12 protein-coding genes, 1 tRNA gene, 3 pseudogenes and 1 riboswitch are annotated in these 17267 nt (G+C 43.3%); of the genes and pseudogenes, 6 read left to right on the top strand and 10 right to left on the bottom strand.

Features of this window, described 5'->3' with window-relative positions; translation table 11 throughout:
* Positions 1 to 66: 66 nt before the first annotated feature.
* Positions 67 to 908: pseudogene (locus tag DXA15_RS05170) on the top strand (patatin family protein).
* Between the two features lie 247 nt (positions 909 to 1155).
* On the opposite strand, the gene thiC reads toward DXA15_RS05170, so the two are convergent.
* The 4 genes from thiC to thiD all read right to left on the bottom strand — a co-directional run bounded on the left by thiC (position 1156) and on the right by thiD (position 5016).
* Positions 1156 to 2859 (bottom strand): phosphomethylpyrimidine synthase ThiC, encoded by a 1704-nt coding sequence (gene thiC, locus DXA15_RS05165; RefSeq protein ID WP_128133341.1) that lies wholly within the window; start codon positions 2857 to 2859, stop codon positions 1156 to 1158.
* A gap of 10 nt (positions 2860 to 2869) precedes the next feature.
* Entirely contained in the window at positions 2870 to 3499 is a 630-nt protein-coding gene (locus DXA15_RS05160) for a thiamine phosphate synthase (protein ID WP_233566867.1), read from the bottom strand.
* A gap of 65 nt (positions 3500 to 3564) precedes the next feature.
* Positions 3565 to 4161 carry a thiamine phosphate synthase gene (locus tag DXA15_RS05155; protein WP_128133339.1) on the bottom strand — a complete coding sequence of 199 codons (597 nt, stop codon included), beginning with the start codon at positions 4159 to 4161 and terminating at the stop codon, positions 3565 to 3567.
* A gap of 9 nt (positions 4162 to 4170) precedes the next feature.
* Positions 4171 to 5016: a bifunctional hydroxymethylpyrimidine kinase/phosphomethylpyrimidine kinase gene (gene thiD, locus DXA15_RS05150; RefSeq protein ID WP_128133338.1), complete on the bottom strand. Its 846-nt coding sequence runs from the start codon at positions 5014 to 5016 to the stop codon at positions 4171 to 4173.
* A 20-nt stretch (positions 5017 to 5036) separates the two neighbouring features.
* Positions 5037 to 5133: riboswitch (TPP riboswitch) on the bottom strand.
* Positions 5134 to 5302: 169 nt separating this feature from the next.
* Here thiD and DXA15_RS05145 point away from each other — a divergent pair.
* Both DXA15_RS05145 and DXA15_RS05140 read left to right on the top strand, forming a co-directional pair.
* Positions 5303 to 5851 (top strand): AAA family ATPase, encoded by a 549-nt coding sequence (locus DXA15_RS05145; protein ID WP_128133337.1) that lies wholly within the window; start codon positions 5303 to 5305, stop codon positions 5849 to 5851.
* 125 nt (positions 5852 to 5976) lie between these two features.
* Entirely contained in the window at positions 5977 to 8529 is a 2553-nt protein-coding gene (locus DXA15_RS05140) for a DUF5686 family protein (protein ID WP_128133336.1), read from the top strand.
* A gap of 254 nt (positions 8530 to 8783) precedes the next feature.
* On the opposite strand, the gene DXA15_RS05135 is transcribed toward DXA15_RS05140, so the two are convergent.
* From DXA15_RS05135 to DXA15_RS26015, 3 genes are all read right to left on the bottom strand, one after another.
* Positions 8784 to 10019 carry a BamA/TamA family outer membrane protein gene (locus tag DXA15_RS05135; RefSeq protein ID WP_128133335.1) on the bottom strand — a complete coding sequence of 412 codons (1236 nt, stop codon included), beginning with the start codon at positions 10017 to 10019 and terminating at the stop codon, positions 8784 to 8786.
* Positions 10020 to 10101: 82 nt separating this feature from the next.
* Entirely contained in the window at positions 10102 to 10806 is a 705-nt protein-coding gene (locus DXA15_RS26020) for an ATP-binding protein (RefSeq protein ID WP_233566854.1), read from the bottom strand.
* A gap of 17 nt (positions 10807 to 10823) precedes the next feature.
* Positions 10824 to 11759: a PAS domain-containing protein gene (locus DXA15_RS26015; protein ID WP_233566852.1), complete on the bottom strand. Its 936-nt coding sequence runs from the start codon at positions 11757 to 11759 to the stop codon at positions 10824 to 10826.
* A gap of 199 nt (positions 11760 to 11958) precedes the next feature.
* On the opposite strand from DXA15_RS26015, the gene DXA15_RS05125 reads away from it, so the two are divergent.
* Positions 11959 to 14271: a patatin-like phospholipase family protein gene (locus DXA15_RS05125; RefSeq protein WP_128133334.1), complete on the top strand. Its 2313-nt coding sequence runs from the start codon at positions 11959 to 11961 to the stop codon at positions 14269 to 14271.
* Between the two features lie 76 nt (positions 14272 to 14347).
* A tRNA-Arg gene (locus DXA15_RS05120) sits at positions 14348 to 14421 on the top strand.
* A 63-nt stretch (positions 14422 to 14484) separates the two neighbouring features.
* Here the strand turns inward: DXA15_RS05120 and DXA15_RS05115 are convergent.
* The 3 genes and pseudogenes from DXA15_RS05115 to DXA15_RS05105 form a co-directional block, all read right to left on the bottom strand.
* On the bottom strand, positions 14485 to 15771 hold the full coding sequence (locus DXA15_RS05115) for an ATP-binding protein (protein ID WP_128133333.1): 1287 nt from the start codon (positions 15769 to 15771) through the stop codon (positions 14485 to 14487).
* 9 nt (positions 15772 to 15780) lie between these two features.
* On the bottom strand, positions 15781 to 16380 hold the full coding sequence (locus DXA15_RS05110) for a DUF4157 domain-containing protein (protein WP_128133332.1): 600 nt from the start codon (positions 16378 to 16380) through the stop codon (positions 15781 to 15783).
* Between the two features lie 25 nt (positions 16381 to 16405).
* Positions 16406 to 16974 (bottom strand): annotated as a pseudogene (locus DXA15_RS05105) (contractile injection system tape measure protein).
* 118 nt (positions 16975 to 17092) lie between these two features.
* On the opposite strand from DXA15_RS05105, the pseudogene DXA15_RS05100 reads away from it, so the two are divergent.
* Positions 17093 to 17267: pseudogene (locus tag DXA15_RS05100) on the top strand (IS5/IS1182 family transposase); the annotation flags it as partial.

Genomic DNA, 17267 nt, shown 5'->3' with positions numbered 1-17267 from the left:
GATTTATTATATTTTGTGGCCATTGTCCGGTGTGAGCCAGGCAATGGCTTTTTAAATTTAATAATTATGATAATAGATAATCAGACAGGACTTGTATTGGAAGGCGGAGGGATGCGTGCCACTTTTACGGTCGGAGTATTGGACTGTTTTATGGACCACAATCTCTGGTTCCCTTATACGATAGGGGTATCGGCAGGAGCCAGTAACGGCATATCCTATGCGTCCCGGCAGAGAGGACGTTCGCGTTTCGGCAATATAGATTTATTGAAAAAGTATAATTATATCGGTCTCCGCCATTTTCTGCGCGGCAAGGGATATATCGATATGGAATATTTATTCTATGTCTATCCTGATAAATACTATCCGTTGGATTACGATACTTATTTCAAATCGAAAGAACGTTTCGTGATGGTTACCAGCAACTGTCTGACCGGGAAGGCGGAATATTTCGAAGAGAAGAAAGATAAAAACAGGCTGGTAGATATTTGTTGTGCCTCCTGCACATTGCCGGTTCTTTGTCCGGTTGCCTATGTGGACGGCGTCCCGATGGTCGATGGCGGAGTTTGTGATGCTATTCCTATCCGAAGAGCTATTGATGACGGTTTCCGGAAAAATGTGATAATCCTCACAAGAAATAAAGGATACCGATAAAGGATAAGAACTTTTATCTGCCGGGATTCATTTATAAAAAATATCCGGCCATACGGGAACAGCTCAAACTGAGGTATAAACGTTATAATGAAGTACTCGATTATATCGACCAACTGGAAGCCGAAGGTAAAGCATTCGTGATTCGTCCTGAAAACAAAATAGAGGTAAGCCGGACCGAAAGTAATCCGGAAAAGCTGGAGGCGTTATATAACGAAGGGTATACATTGGCGGCAAGGTTGTTTTCAGAAAAAAAGTAGCAGTCCGGTAGCCGGACAATCGTTTTTAAAGAAAAAAGTAACTGTCCGGAAACCGGACAATCATTTCTGAAGAAAAAAATAGCTGTCCGGAAGGCGGACAACCATTTCTGTGACAAAAAGTAATCGTCCGGAGGGCGGACAGTTATTTTTGTCAAAAAAATGATCGGCCGCCCTCCGGACGATTGTTTTTTTATCTAAATGATATTTTCCGGAGTGTCATTTCGATTGATTCCATTCATAGGTTTTTTTATTCCTTGCACTCTTTATGCAGGTCTTTACTTAAACGCATGGCGCAGAAGTTCGGACCGCACATCGTACAATATTCCCCGTCGGTAACAGCGCTTTCCTTATAATATTGCAAAGCCCGTTCCGGGTCGAGTGACAGGTTGAACTGGTCTTTCCAACGGAAATCAAAACGTGCCTTACTTAAAGCGTTGTCACGGACCTGTGCTCCGGGATGGCCTTTTGCCAGGTCGGCGGCATGGGCAGCTATCTTATAAGCAACCACTCCGTTGCGTACATCTTCTTTGTTTGGCAATCCCAGGTGTTCTTTCGGTGTTACATAGCAAATCATAGCTGTGCCATACCAGGCAATTTGCGCGGCACCGATAGCCGATGTAATATGGTCGTATCCCGGGGCGATATCCGTTGTCAACGGGCCTAATGTATAGAACGGAGCACCGTGGCAGGCATATTGCTGTTCTTTCATATTCTCATGAATCTTGTTCATCGGGACATGGCCCGGACCTTCGATAATAACCTGAACGAATTTCTCCCAGGCAATCTTTGTCAATACGCCCATCGCATGCAGTTCGGCAAACTGCGCTGCATCGTTGGCATCATAGATGGAACCGGGACGAAGACCGTCGCCGATAGACACAGCAACGTCATATCTGCTCAGAATATCGCATATTTCTGCAAAATGGGTATACAGGAAGTTCTCTTCATTATGCAGCTGCATCCATTTAGCCATAATGGAACCACCACGCGAAACAATACCTGATAAGCGGTTCGCTGTCAAATCGATATGTTTTTTCAATAGTCCGGCATGAATGGTGAAATAGTCCACACCCTGTTCAGCCTGTTCAATCAATGTATCGCGATATACTTCCCAGTTCAGATCTTCTACATTTCCGTTCACTTTCTCCAAAGCTTGGTAAATAGGAACTGTTCCCATCGGAACCGGACAGTTGCGGATAATCCATTCACGTGTCTCGTGAATATTGTCACCCGTCGAAAGGTCCATCAGGGTATCGCCACCCCATTTACAACTCCACACCGCTTTTTCAATCTCTTCACTGATACCGGAAGACAATGCCGAATTACCGATATTGGTATTTATTTTCACCAAAAACTTCTTACCGATAATCATCGGTTCCGCTTCCGGATGGTTGATGTTGGACGGTATGATGGCACGTCCGGCAGCAATTTCTTTACGGACAAAGTCGGGAGTGATATAAGATTTCAGTCCCAATGCTTCGATTTGCTGGTTTTCACGTATGGCCACATATTCCATTTCCGGAGTGATGATACGCCGTTTGGCATAATACATCTGGGTGATATTCTTACCTTCTTTGGCCCGGTAGGGAAGGTGACGTTTCGGAAAACGTATCTCATCCAGACTTTTATCTTCCAGACGGGCACGGCCATACTCGGAAGACAACTCGCTCAGTTGTTCGATATCCTTACGTTTCGAACACCATTCTTCGCGGATACGGGGAATACCGGCATTTATATCTATATTTATTTTAGGGTCGGAAAAAGGACCGCTTGTGTCATAGACAATCACCGGATTGTTTTTCTTAAAAACTTGCTCTCCGTTTTCGTCGATAGTGACGGTATCCAGAAGTTTGATTTTACGCATACCCACTTTTATCTTGTTGATTTCGCCCGGGATATATATCTTTTCCGATGCGGGATAGGTAATACGCATGTTTTTCTTGCTTGCCATTACAGTATATTTAATATTTATTTATCTCATTAATAAAACGACGGGTCTCTTCTACGGGGTCTTCTGCATGGATGATGGCTCCCGATACGGCTATTCCGGTAATTCCGGTCTCCATTAACGGGGCAACATCTTCCAGGCAGATTCCTCCGATTGCAAATATCGGAATTTTATAGCCAGCCTCCTTACATTGCTGCACTATTTTTCTGTATCCTTCCAGACCGAGAACGGGACTGAGTTTCTTTTTCGTTTCCGTATAACGGAATGGCCCAAGGCCGATATAGGAAGCTCCTTGTCCGACAGCACGCTCGATATCTTCAAAGGTATTGGCGGTGGCGCCGATATAGAAGACTTCGTCCGGAAATAACTGCTCTTTTGCCATTTCCCATGCGGCGGATACTGATATATCTTCTTTCCCCAGGTGAACAGCATTCGCCCCGCATCTCAAAGCAATCCGTGCATTATCGTTTATACAATAGATACATTTGTTTGTATGCTCATTGATTAGTTGCCCGATTTCCCTGGCTGCAAAGATATTCATGTTCCCTTTCATCCGTAGCTGTACCCATGAACAACCGCCGTCAAGAACCATTTTGACTTCTTCCCGTTCTGTGTATTTAGAAGTACCGTGGGTTATAAACATCAGGCGTTCACCACTGCCTTGTGGAATAAATTGTCCTTTATCTTCGTGCTTGCGCAAATGATATTCTATTGCCATATATCCAATTGTTTGTATCGTTTTATTATAGATGTTTCGTTTGTTACAGAAGGGTCTTTGCCCCATAAAGCTCCCAGAATAGCGGCTCCTCCGAAATGTAAGGAAGCAATCAGCGGAATGTTCTTTTCTTCTATTCCGCCCAGGGCGATTACCTTTTCGTTGATTATGCCCGAAGCTGCCGCCTCCCGTAATGTCTCTATCGGAAAGCCGTTTCCGTATCCCTCTTTGGATATACTTTGAAAGATGGGACTCAGAAATACATAATCCAACTGTTTGTTATCCTGTACTTCCTGCAAGGAATGGCATGAACGGCTTATGCTTCCGGTAAAACCTTCCGGCAGGATATTATTCCGGCTGTTCAAATGGATGCCAGCCAACCGGTATCCGGCTGTGAGTTCAAAATGTTCGTGCAATACAATCCGTGAATGATATTCGGCAGGGATAGCGTCCAGTAAGAGACGAAACCTGTCGATGTCACTCTGGGGTTTGCGCAGATGCAAGCGCTGCATTCCCTCCCTGAACAAATGGGTTATTATCCGGCTTTCCCCTTCAAAAAAGAAAGGAGTTGTGATTACGAACAGTTTCATACGATCCTTTTATCTCTTTATCTCTGTTTTTACTAAAGGAACCGGAGCGAAGAAATGGTTCAAGGGACCATGCCCGTGTCCTGTCCGTACATCTTTCCCTTCTGTAATTGCTTTTGTTATATATTCTTTAGCCAGTCTGACGGCATCAGGCAGGCTTTTACCTAAAGCCTGGTAAGCGGCAATAGCGGAAGACAACGTACAACCGGTGCCGTGGCCGTTGAGCGTAATTACAGTTTCCGCCGAAAGCCGGAGAGGGGACGCTTCCGATACATATAATATATCAGTCATCTCTTTTCCTTTTAAATGTCCTCCCTTCATTAATACGGCATGGCAGCCTAAAGACAGCAACTTCTCTGCCGCCAGGCACATCTCTTTTTCGGAAGTTATCTTCATTCCGGACAGAAATTCAGCTTCGTCGATGTTGGGAGTGACCAGCGATGTCCGTTTGAACAGTTCCCGGACAATGATGTCTATGGCATCATCCTGCAATAATTTGTTACCGCTGGTCGAAATCATTACCGGGTCCAGAATAATACGCGACGGAGAATAAGTATCGATTGCATTTACGACGATTTCTGCCGCTGTTTTATTATGCAACATTCCGATTTTGACTGCATCGATGGTAATATCTTCAAAAACCGCATCCAACTGGCCTTTCAAGACTTCCGGAGAGACGGCTTGTATGCCTCTGACACCTTGTGTGTTTTGGGCCGTAATGGAGGTGATTACGGAAGCTCCGTAAACTCCCAATGCCGAGAATGTTTTAATATCTGCCTGTATCCCAGCTCCGCCACCGCTGTCGGAACCGGCAATGGTTAACGCAGTCGGATAACGATAAAATGTATCTGTTTTCATATTCACATACCAAAGGAGGGAAAAGCCTTGTCTGTCTTTCCTACGGCGGCATTACCCGCATCAGGTTCACAGGTATAATCTCAGCCCGTTTACAGTATGGCACCCCTTTTCGTGCACAAAGGTAGAAATATTGACAAGAGAAAACAAAAGTGAATTGTTAAATTTAAGAGTGAATTGATAGGTTTAAAGAAATAATCCAGTATATTTGCACGTACAATTCCGGTTATAACAGCTTTTCATCCGGGTTGTATTTCCTTTTGCCATAATAGTCATAAATAAACAAATCATGTTGACAAAAACAGGCTTGTATGTTATTACTGGTGGACCTGGAACGGGTAAAACATCATTAATTGAAGAACTTAAAACTGTTGGATATCAAACAGTAAAAGAAGTAGCACGGGATATTATCAAAGAACAGCAGCTACAGGGTGGGAACGCATTACCCTGGAAAGATACCGGTTTATATACCAGTATGATGCTGGAACGTTCCGTTGAATCATATCTGGCTCATAAAGAAAATGAAGGCATATTATTTTTTGACAGAGGAATCCCTGATACACTGGCATATGCAAGGTTGATTGGGTTAACCGACCGGAAGGAAATAGAACTGGCCGTCGATAAATACAGGTATAGCAGGCAGGTATTCATACTTCCTCCCTGGGAAAATATATACCATACGGATAAAGAACGTAAACAATCATTTAATGAAGCGATAGATACATATAATGTAATGAAAGATGTCTATAAAGATGCAGGATATACGTTGATTGAAGTCCCGAAACTTCCCGTTACGGAAAGAAGGAATTTTGTTATTAGTAGTATAAATTCATTTTAAAACATCTATTTTGGGTCTTTTAAATGTGATTTGTTGTCAATTGGAATATAATCGGTTCAATTTGGAACATTCATAAAAAAGAATCTGTTATAATTTTGCGGAGTTTAACGAGGGAGTTAATAATAATGGGGAAAAAGATTGTTTTTATTCTGGCACTTGTTTTGGTTGCATTTGCATCAAAAGCCCAGAACACTATAATAAGCGGAATAGTAACGGACTCTATCACGGGAGAAACGTTACCATATGTTTCAGTCATACTGAAGGGTACAACTATCGGAACGACAACCGATGATGACGGTAATTTTTCATTAACCACATCATCTAATGCACGGACTCTGTCTGTCTCATATCTGGGATATGCCGAAAAAGAATTGAAAGTGGCTATAGGTAAGAAGAATTATTTTAAAATTCCTTTGGCCCCTTCCAGTATTGATTTGGGGGAAGTCATTGTAAAGCCGAAAAAAGAGAAGTACAGCAAGAAGGAAAATCCGGCCGTGACTTTTGTTAAAAATGTGATTGACTCCCGGGAGAGTAATGATCCTCGCAATCATGACTATTTCAGTTATAGTCAATATGAAAAGATGATTTTTGCGATGAATGATTACCAGCCGAAGCCTAAGAAAGAGAATGGAAAAGGCGGGAAATTCGACTTCCTGATCGATTATATCGATACGCTGGATATCGGAAAGACTATTCTACCCGTTTCTGAAAAGGAAAAGGTGGAAGGCATCTTTTACCGTAAAGATCCTAAAGTTGAGAAAAGGGTTGTGCTGGGAGCAAAGGCTGCCGGTGTAGATGAGATATTTTCTCGTGATGGTATGCAACAATTCCTGGGGGAAGTATTCCGGGAAGTCGATATCTTTAAGAATGATATTCCACTGTTCCTGCAACGTTTTGTGAGTCCGCTGTCCACAATAGGACCTAATTTCTATAAATATTATTTGCTCGACACATTGGAGGTGAACGGACAGCAGTGTGTAGACTTGGGGTTTGTGCCCTTCGTATCGGAAGGATTTGGTTTTACCGGACATCTGTTCGTTACACTCGATTCTACCTTCTTCGTACAGAAAGCTATTTTAAATGTACCGAAGAATATCAACCTGAACTTTGTCAGCGGAATGACGATCGAACAGACATTCAAAAGGACAGAAGATGGTACACGTATTATTACTAAAGATGATATATCCGTAGACTTTAAACTAACGGAAAAATCCAAGGGTATGTATGCCCGAAGATTGAACATATACAGCGATCATTCTTTCCTTCCTCCTGAAAATCAGGAGATATTCAAAGAGAGTGCCCCTGTGATAACTTTACAGAACGCTTATAAGCAACCTGAAGATTTCTGGGATTTGAACCGTCCGGAAGAAGCCGGAACACGAAAACAGAACACGGTTGAAAAGCTGATGGCCAAACTACGTGCCGTCCCCGTTTTCTATGTTACGGAGAAAATCATTACGATCCTTACTTCCGGTTATATAGGGACTAGCACGGACCCTGTAAAGAATAAGTTTGAGTTCGGACCGGCTAATACCTTTATCAGTGGTAATGCAATAGAAGGTGCCCGTTTTCGTGTTGGGGGAACAACAACTACTGCTTTCAGTAAACATCTTTTCCTGGAAGGTTATGCTGCCTACGGAACCACTGACAGAAAGCTGAAATATGACGGATTAATTGAATACTCTTTTAATGACAAGAAAGAATACCGTAAAGAATTTCCGGTTAATTCTATCCGGTTGCAATACACTTACGATATCAACCAGTTGGGACAGCAGTATATGTACACCAATAAGGATAACCTTTTCCTTGTCTGGAAGCGACAGAGAGATACCCGGGCTACTTATCTGAGGAATGCTGAACTGGCTTATTACCGGGAACATTATAACGGAATCGCTTATGGTGCGACTCTTCGTAACAAAAAAGAGATTGCAACGGATTATGCGGTTTTTGACAGGATCGAAGCAGATGGGCATATTACGCCGGTCAAGTCTTATTCGATGACGGAAATGGAATTCAAATTCCGTTATGCTCCGAACGAGAAATTCTATCAGACCCGTAATTATCGTTATCCGATCTCCTTTGATGCTCCGATAATTACATTGAACCATATCACAGCCCGGAAAGGTGTGTTAGGGGCCGATTATACATATAACCGTACCGATTTGGGTATTCAGAAACGTTTCTGGTTCTCAGCCTTCGGATATGTCGATATTATCGGTAAAGCAGGTAAGGTGTGGGACAAAGTTCCTTATCCGTTATTGATATTGCCGAACGCGAACTTATCCTATACAATCCAGCCTGAATCATACACCAATATGAATGCGATGGAGTTTATCAGTGACGAGTATGCATCCTGGGACATTACTTATTTTATGAACGGGCTTCTTTTGAACCGTCTTCCCCTGATAAAGAAACTGAAATGGAGAGAGGTTCTTTCATTCCGTGGAATGTATGGTCATCTGACCGATAAGAATAATCCTTATTATGGCGGCAAAGATTTGTATTTGTTCCCGGAAGGTTCTTATACATTGGGTAATACGCCTTATATGGAAGCCGGAGTAGGTATTGAGAATATCTTTAAGTTCCTTCGTCTCGATTATGTCTGGCGTTTGACCTACCGCGATAATCCGGGTATTCAGACAAAAGGTGTACGCTTCTCGATGAAGCTATCGTTCTAACGAACACACTTGCGAACCGAAATAAAAAACATCCGTCGTCATTTACTCTAACTAATGACGGCGGATGTTTTTTTATGCAGTTACCTCAGAATTTCCTAAGCAGGAAACGCTGGTTTCCTAGTAGGGGAACTACAGTTTCCCAGGCAGGAAATTACAGTTCCCTAGGGAGGAAACTGGAGTTTCCAAATGAGGGAATTACGAGAAAATTGTAATCGATTGACAAATAGCTTACTAAGGCTAAAATGAGGATTCGGTTAAAATGCCTCTGTCATGTTCATATAAACCTGAACTCCATCCAGTCCCGGCTCTTTACCGATGTCGAGTCTGAAGTTCTTGCCCGGCTGCATTTGCACACGTAATCCGGCACCGAAATTCAACTTCCATTTATCCCAGTCGAACGGAGTGTTACCGATTGTTCCGGTTCCCATCCAGGCAACAAAACCGCATTTAGCCCAGAAGTTTCCGCTTTTGTATTTTGCCGGCGAACCGAACATATGGCGGTATTCCAGTATACCATAGGCCATGGATTTATCCCGGTATTTACCCCAGTAATATCCGCGCAGGTCGAAGGGCGAACCGAAAGAGGGTAATTCGGAGTAGGGGACATCTCCCATACCTATCTGGCTTTTAGCGATCCATGCCAGGGTACTTCTCGGGCGGAATACATTCACAAAATGCCGGTATTCAAGTTCCAGTATTTCGTAGTTATAGGCACCTCCGAGATATTTTCCGAATGCTTTCATATTCCCGCTTAACAAGACGCCTTTTGTGGGGGTGGCGACATCGTCTCTTGTGTCGTATTGAATCAAACCTCCGATTCCCACGTTCAGATATTTCCGTTTGAACTGATTGAAATAGTAGTCTTGCTCTATCACCGGATTTATATCCGATGCATTTGTAAAGTTGATATCGAACAGTCCTCCCAGGTAAAAATGCGGACGGATTTCCCAGACAAAACGGGGATATATCTGGAAATAACTTCTATGGTAACGGGTTGTCGAGTCGCTTCTGTCTACATGTTCTATAGTTTCATAGCCTTTGCCGTAATAATGGACCGGTTCGTTCCTGTATCCGTAGCTGGCATAAATACGGAACTTATTCTGGTTAAAGAAGAAAGTTCCGGCTCCCGCCACCACGATCGTACCGTTTATTGAGAGGTTGATTCCTGCCGGAAGGAAAGAACGTTGCGAAATCGTGTCGTTTTTGTTCATCCTGAAACTGGCCAGTACGGCACCTCCGACACCTAGCGAGGCTTCCGGAGTATAGGACGGACCACCCAGGACAGACCACCAGATCTTTTTATGGGTCCTGATGGAATCTTTACGTAACTGACGGTAATAACGTTGCAATTGCTTTTCGTTAAGCTGTTGCCCATCAACAATAACAACCTCTTTTGAGACAGTGTCGTTCGGCGTTAAGTTCTGTGCCTTTCCCGGCAAAACAGAGACAAACAGGAATACTCCTGTGAAAGCGATTAAATGTTTAAACATTGACTGTTCTTTATTTTAGGTTGCAAAAGTATGAAAAAGAAAACATACCAACACCTTTTTTGTTCACAGCCTTTGGAATACTTTAGGTTTCTTCAGATTCTTTCATTGGAATGCTTAACCAGAACAGAGAACCTTTGCCTTCTTCTGATTCCACTCCGATGCTTCCTCCGAACTTTTCGGCAATCATGGCGCAGATAGGAAGCCCTAGACCTGTTCCCTGGGCGAATGTATTCAGTTTGACAAAGCGGTCGAAAATCTTATCTTTCTTATCCTGAGGTATACCTATTCCAGTATCTTTTACATAGAAACGAATGGCTTTACCTAATTCTTCGATCGTATACCCAAAAGAAACAGACCCTTTAGGTGTAAACTTCAAAGCATTTGTCAGGAAGTTAATCATGACTTGCATCAGCCGGTTGCGGTCTGTGTAAATCAGGCATTGGGGTAATTTCTCGTCAAATGAAATGCTGACAGCTTCGGATTTGTTCTTTAAAATCATCTGGCTGCAAATTTCTTCCATTAATTCATTTATATCAATCCGAGAATAGGTAAAATCCAGGGAACCGGATTCGATCTTCGCCATATCGATGATATCGTTGATCAATTGAAGCAAGAGTTCGTTGTTTGTCGATATGATATGAATAAACTCTTGTTTCTCTACAGGATCATCCGTCTCTGCCAGTAAGTTGGAAAAGCCGACGATTGCATTGAGGGGAGTCCGGATTTCATGGCTCATATTTGCCAGGAAAGCCGATTTCAAACGGTTGGCTTCATCTGCTCTTTTCACCTCATACATCAAATGTTCTATCCTTTTTTATCGGATATATCTTCGACCTTCATTAGTCCGCCAACAATGTTGGTATCTGTATGGTCAAAAAGAGGGATGGCACTGATCTCTACCGTTGTGTCTCCTTCGGTAAATTCGTGGCGGACCGATTCCCCTTTTGTTATAGCTTCACTGAGAGCGCAACGGGGACAAGGCTCCGTTCTTCCTCTGACTGTTTCATAGCAGATTTTTCCCGGAGTATAACGCCGACCTTTGGCTATTTTATGCAAGTTTGTGGTAGATTCCCATTGAACCCGGTATTCTTTATCTATATAGATGAGTCCGAAATTAATGCTGCTGAGCACCATGTTCTGGGTTTTGGCTGCATTTTCCAGTTTTTCTTTTGCCTCGATAAGTTCCCTTTCATATTCTTTCATCTGGGTAATATCCCAACGGGATACCAGGAGCAGGTGATTCTGACCGTGAGTCAGGATAGACTTATTTACAATCGTATTGTGAAAAACACCGTCCGGGGTTACATAATCTTCTTCAGCCCTGTAGTTCTTTCCTTCTTTGACCAGTTGTTCATCTATTTTCCGGTATCGCATTCCTCGTTCAGGACCAAAAATATCAAAATCAGAAAGTCCTACTATCTCTTCCCGGGGAGTACCGGATTGTAACTCTGCTTCTTTATTCCAGAATATATATTTATAGTCATCGTCGATATTTTTTACGAAAAGGGGAAAAGGCAGATTCTCTAAGATATCGAGGCTGAACAGCGCTTCTTTTTCTTTGTTGTTCTCCTGCATATCGTCCAATAGATCTTTATACTGTTTCTTTTCACAAACAAGTTTCCTGTTTTTGATTGCCAGTAAAACAACCAGGAGAGAGAGAACCAATATGAGTATCAGGTATCCTGCTGTTCCCGTGGGCAGCATTAATACTACTGAATTCATCAATACAAGTATGTTCATAGAGTGATATTTATTTGTCTTACCCTTTCTTTTTCGGCAAATTTATCATTTATATTTTAATTAATCTCTGAATACTGCTGAATTTCATAATATTTTCGCTATTGCAGCGCTAAATCTTAACACAATAAGCCTGCAACACACCTTGTAGTCTGAGAAAATAATTTTACATTTGAAGTTGTAAACTGAGAGAAAGTAAAGTATGAAGAAAGTAGCTGTTCTGGTAACCTTTTTGCTGATCGTCCTGCAAGCGGCCGATGCACAAAAGGTGGGACTGGTATTAAGTGGTGGAGGAGCTAAAGGTGCTGCGCATATCGGAGTCATTAAAGCCTTAGAGGAGAATGATATACCTATTGACTATATAACCGGTACATCTATAGGCTCCATTATAGGTAGTTTATATGCTATGGGATATTCTCCTGATAAGATGCTGGAATTAATGTTATCAGAAGAATTTAGTTACTGGCAGACCGGTACCGTAGAAAATGAATATAAATATTATTTTAAAAGACCGGACCCGACTCCTGAGTTCGGTCATTTCTCTATTGATATGACTGATTCATTACAGATCAAGGCCAACTTTTTACCGCAAAGCCTTATCAATCCGATCCAGATGAATCAGGCGTTTATGGCATTGTTTTCGCAGGCTACCGCTAAAGCCGGATGGAATTTTGACAATTTGTTTGTCCCGTTCCGTTGTGTCGGTTCTGACATCTATAATAAAAAGGCTATCATATTCAAGAACGGAGATCTGGGAGATGCTGTCCGTGCTTCTATGACATTCCCTTTCTTTTTCCAGCCGATCTGGAAAGACAGCATTCCTCTGTTTGATGGCGGTATTTACGATAATTTTCCTGTCGGACCGATGAAAGAGGCTTTTCATCCTGATTTTATTTTCGGATCGACTGTTGCCGGAGGAAATAACAAGCCTTCCAATAATGCTTATAATCAATTGGAAACGATGATTATGCAGAAAACGGATTATGATGTTCCGGAAGAAGATGGCATGATGGTAAAATTCCGTTTCCCGACTGTTTCATTACTGGACTTTCAAAAAGCAAAGGAATTGATGGATATCGGTTATAAACGTACGATGAGTATGATCGACTCGATCAAGCAAAGAGTGCCCCGCAGGGTTCCGCTTACGGAAGTTAATATGCGCAGGGTTGCTTATAAGGAAAGTTTGCCGCCGCTGATCTTTCAGAATATATATGTAACCGGCGTTTCCGAATCGCAGCGTAAGTATATCGAGGCACAACTGCATCGTGATATGAATCATGAATTTTCGATGGAAGAATTTAAGCGGGCTTATTTCAAGATGCTCACTTCTTCGAAGATACGGGAAATTATGCCCCATGCTGTTTACAATCGCAGGGAGAAAAAGTTTGACCTCTATCTGGACGTAAAGATGAAAGAAGAAATAACGGTCGGTTTCGGAGGTAATATTTCATCGCATCAGGCAAACCAATTGTTTTTAGGATTGGGTTATCAATATTTAGGCCGTTTTGCCGCCGATGTTAATTCTAATTTTCAGGTAGGTAATTCTTTTAGTGGAGTTATGCTGAACGGACGAATCTATTTGCAGACTAGGATTCCGACCTATCTTAACTGGCAGGGGGTATATTCCGATAAAAGATATCAGGAAAGTCAGTCGCTGTTTTACGAAGATGTGTTACCGGCCTTCATCAAACAAAAAGAATTGTATATGAAGCTAAAGCTGGGATTCCCGTTCTTGAACAGGGCAAAATCAGAAATCGGTTTTGCATACGGGCAATTGAATGATTACTATTTTCAGAGTAATAATATGTTGTTTCCTAATTCTAAATTCGATCATAGCTGGTACAATCTGTTCAGTGGTTCGCTGAGTATAGAACGGAATTCACTGGATGCTAAACAATACCCTATAGCCGGGCGGAAACAGTTCCTGATTGCTCAATATGTCACAGGTACTGAGAATTATGATCCGTCTCCAACATCTCAAAGTCAATCAATCAGAAAAAAGGTTTACAGCTGGTTACAGTTGAAAGGGGAGTGGCAGCACTATGAAACATTAAGTAACCGTTTCAATCTGGGATTCCAGGGAGAATTGGTCATATCCAGCAAAAACCTGATGAATAACTATACGGCATCGGTATTGCAAGCTCCGGCTTTTACGCCCACGCCGCATAGCCAGATTGTTTTCAATGAGGCTTTCCGGGCCAATCAGTATTTTGCAGCAGGCATTTCGCCAATCTATAAGTTTAGCAAATTACTTCATTTCCGTCTAGACTTGTATGGCTTTGCCCCTTTATATGAAATAAAGAAAGAAACTAATGCGGACAATCCTTATATGGCAGTTCCTTATTATGGCAAGTTTCTTCATTCATTTAAGTACATGGGGGAGGCTGCCCTGGTGTTACAGTTACCTTTTGCCTCTATCAGCCTGTATGCCAACGGATATAGTTATCCGGCAAAGAATTTCAACTTCGGACTGAATATCGGTTACTTGATCTTTAATCCAAAAATGTTAGATTAAATTGAAAAAAAGATGTACTAAAGTCTTGCAAGTTTAAAAGAAAACACTACCTTTGCACTCGCAATTACGAAACAATGGCCGCGTAGCTCAACTGAATAGAGTAGCTGACTACGGATCAGCCGGTTACAGGTTTGAATCCTGTCGCGGTCACGTAAAAATAAAAAGCGTTGAGATACTATCATCTCGACGCTTTTTATTTTACCTATCTTCTTATCATTTCAGTTTTTCCTTTTGCAGTGCATTTTTTAATATAAGTTTATCCAGAGATTGATTTTTCTGATTTACTGTTGCTAATGCACACCGTCTGACTACGTTGGCTATAGAACCTCCCGAAAGTTCTGTTTTGGCAGCCATGGTAATCAGGTCTTCGTCTACATCCTCCGGCCAACCTTTCAGCATCTTCCGCCATATTTCAGCGCGTAGTTCTTCAGTCGGCATTGGAAAGTAAATCACTGATTGGAAACGGCGGGAAAATGCTTCGTCGATGTTCGAACGTAAGTTTGTTGCCAGAATGACCATGCCGGGGAAGTCTTCTATACGCTGTAAGAGATAAGCCACTTCCTGATTGGCATGGCGGTCATTGGAGGTGTTGGTGGAAGTACGTTTGCCAAACAGGGCGTCTGCTTCATCAAAGAAGAGAATCCAGTTCCTGTTTTCAGCAAGATCGAACACTTTAGCCAGGTTCTTTTCCGTTTCCCCGATATATTTGGAAACGATCATGGATAGGTCTATCCGGTATACATCCATATTATTCTTCTTACCCAGCAATGTCGCTGCAAGTGTCTTCCCTGTACCCGGAGGACCGTAAAACAGCGAACGATATCCGGCTTTCAGGATACGCGACAACCCCCAGTCTTCCATGATGGTCTTGCCGGAAGAAATCCATGTATTGATCTCTTCCAGTTCAGTTGTCACCTGGTAGTCCAGCACCATGTCTTCCCAGTTCAGTTCCGTGGTGATACGTTTGGCAGGGAAGCCGGTGGTATAATCGGGTTTATATTCCACATCAAGTTGTACGCGGCTCAGAAATTCCTCAGATACACGGAGTTGGCTGCTGAGCAGCGGCTCTCCTTCGCCTGCACCTTCCAACCGCAGGATATTTTTTCCGTAAAACCAGTGGCTTTTTGAGAACATATGGATGACCTCCTTGCGTTTCTCCACGTCCTCCCCGGCAAGGATGAACGAAGCGGTTTCACCCGTAGGAAGGAATCCTCCGTGCGACAAACCTTTCCAACCGCCGAACTCGGTGTACTGGCGGTCAAAGTTCTTGTTCTGCACAAAGAAGATGTCCAGTATTTGCGGACAGATATGGGGCATCAAGGCGAGCATGATAACGATTCGTTCTTCAAAATTGGTGTCCGTTTGTCCCGTCACCGCCTCCATCCAGCCGTTTCGGGGCGGATACACATCCTTTAGCTGCTTGTACTCGGACTCCTGATGGAAGTAAAGCTGGATGGCGACAGTTAATACTTGGTTGAACCATTCAATATACTCACGCATAATTCTTCATTAAAGACTGTTCGCTTTTGCGCCCATCACGTCGGCTTCGTGTTCCAGTGCGATATTGTCATTCACCGGCATTCCGCCTACTTCGGTGGTAGGTTCCACACGACCGGCCATCTGCTGGGCCACGTGCCATGCCTCATGGGGCAAGTGTTGTTCTTGTCCCGGAGCTACATGGATGTCTGTACCTTGTGTATAGGCGAGCGCCTGTACTGTAGCCGGCTTGTCCGAATTATAATGTACCTTTACATCATCCATCGCGAGGCCGGAAAGTTCTTCCACGCCAACTTTCAAGTGGTCGGGCATGCCGGTTTCACTCTTTTTCTGAACGGGAGCTTCAAACCGGCCTTGCAGGGCGGTTTCGTCTTCATCTACTTCGCGCTGGACTGGCTGTTCAAATTTACCTTGAAGCATGTCTTCTTCATCCTCTTCCCGCTGGAGAGCTTGATTGAACTTGCCTTGCAGGGTATCTTCTTCGTCTTCTCCCATCTGTTGCAAGACCGGGTTCATCGGACGGTTATCCACGAATTGCAATGTGCCGCCACCATCCAGTTTCTGCTGGATGGTGCGGGCCGTCTTTTCTTGATATACTTTTTCAGTTGCCATTTTATATATTTTATTCTTCGTCAATTTATTGGAATTTTTGTTTCCCGTGCCATATGACCTGCACATACTTCTTCAACCACGGAAGACGTATCTGCCTGAAACTCCACGGAACGGATTCAAGCAGAATGTCATGCGTCTTTTCTACCATCGTTAGCAGCCACCGTTCCTCCTGCTGTTCCAATGTACCGCTGCGAGCGATGAAGCTCTGGCGGAAGCCCTTACCGATGTGCCGTCCATACTTGGCCAGTTAGCCTTTATGCCTGCCACCATGGAGTCGACGGTCTGCTTTTCTTCACTGGTAAGAGGCAGCTGTTTCGGGATCGGTATATGTTGGAGCAATCCGACAAGAAGCCGGTTGAAGGCCAGTTCTGTTTCTCGGTATTCCCGTTCTTCCCCGTAGACGATATATTGCAGTAGGAATACGGCGCGGATTTTCAAAGCCGTATTCTTGAGCGATTTCTGTTCATCATCCAGATAGCCGAGCATGGCGAATAGTCGGCTGAGCCAGGGGGCGAGCAGGCAAAGGCCGGCATTTTCCACCAGAAGGAACTCCGGAGCTTCTGTCGCTTCGTCCGTTCCGACTCTCCCGTCCATTGACAGTTGCAACGTCTCACATAGTTGCAGCAATAATTTCTCCTTCACGACTTCCTTCTTTTCCGGCAGTAACTGCACCCATGAACGGACCGTTTCTTCGGGACTTCCATATGTAACAAAGGAACAAAAGAAAGTCATCCGGGAAAAGAAGAAACAGGTCCGGGAACTAGAGCAGCACCGTGACAAGTTGATGGAATACGACAACCATCTTGACACTCTTGGAGAACGCAACTCCTATTCCAAGACCGATCCTGAAGCCACCTTCATGCGCATGAAAGAAGACGCCATGAGAA

The organism is Parabacteroides sp. AM58-2XD (assembly GCF_003463685.1).
GTDB lineage: Bacteria > Bacteroidota > Bacteroidia > Bacteroidales > Tannerellaceae > Parabacteroides > Parabacteroides segnis.
The sequence above is the reverse complement of the archived record's forward strand: the minus strand, read 5'-3'. Positions and strand labels throughout refer to the sequence as shown.

What these genes read in the sequence shown, in the direction of transcription:
- thiC (WP_128133341.1), bottom strand. Translation starts at nt 2,859, where the DNA reads ATGGCAAGCAAGAAAAACATGCGTATTACCTATCCCGCATCGGAAAAG.
- DXA15_RS05160 (WP_233566867.1), bottom strand. Translation starts at nt 3,499, where the DNA reads ATGTTTATAACCCACGGTACTTCTAAATACACAGAACGGGAAGAAGTC.
- DXA15_RS05155 (WP_128133339.1), bottom strand. Translation starts at nt 4,161, where the DNA reads ATGAAACTGTTCGTAATCACAACTCCTTTCTTTTTTGAAGGGGAAAGC.
- thiD (WP_128133338.1), bottom strand. Translation starts at nt 5,016, where the DNA reads ATGAAAACAGATACATTTTATCGTTATCCGACTGCGTTAACCATTGCC.
- DXA15_RS05145 (WP_128133337.1), top strand. Translation starts at nt 5,303, where the DNA reads ATGTTGACAAAAACAGGCTTGTATGTTATTACTGGTGGACCTGGAACG.
- DXA15_RS05140 (WP_128133336.1), top strand. Translation starts at nt 5,977, where the DNA reads ATGGGGAAAAAGATTGTTTTTATTCTGGCACTTGTTTTGGTTGCATTT.
- DXA15_RS05135 (WP_128133335.1), bottom strand. Translation starts at nt 10,019, where the DNA reads ATGTTTAAACATTTAATCGCTTTCACAGGAGTATTCCTGTTTGTCTCT.
- DXA15_RS26015 (WP_233566852.1), bottom strand. Translation starts at nt 11,759, where the DNA reads ATGAACATACTTGTATTGATGAATTCAGTAGTATTAATGCTGCCCACG.
- DXA15_RS05125 (WP_128133334.1), top strand. Translation starts at nt 11,959, where the DNA reads ATGAAGAAAGTAGCTGTTCTGGTAACCTTTTTGCTGATCGTCCTGCAA.
- DXA15_RS05115 (WP_128133333.1), bottom strand. Translation starts at nt 15,771, where the DNA reads ATGCGTGAGTATATTGAATGGTTCAACCAAGTATTAACTGTCGCCATC.
- DXA15_RS05110 (WP_128133332.1), bottom strand. Translation starts at nt 16,380, where the DNA reads ATGGCAACTGAAAAAGTATATCAAGAAAAGACGGCCCGCACCATCCAG.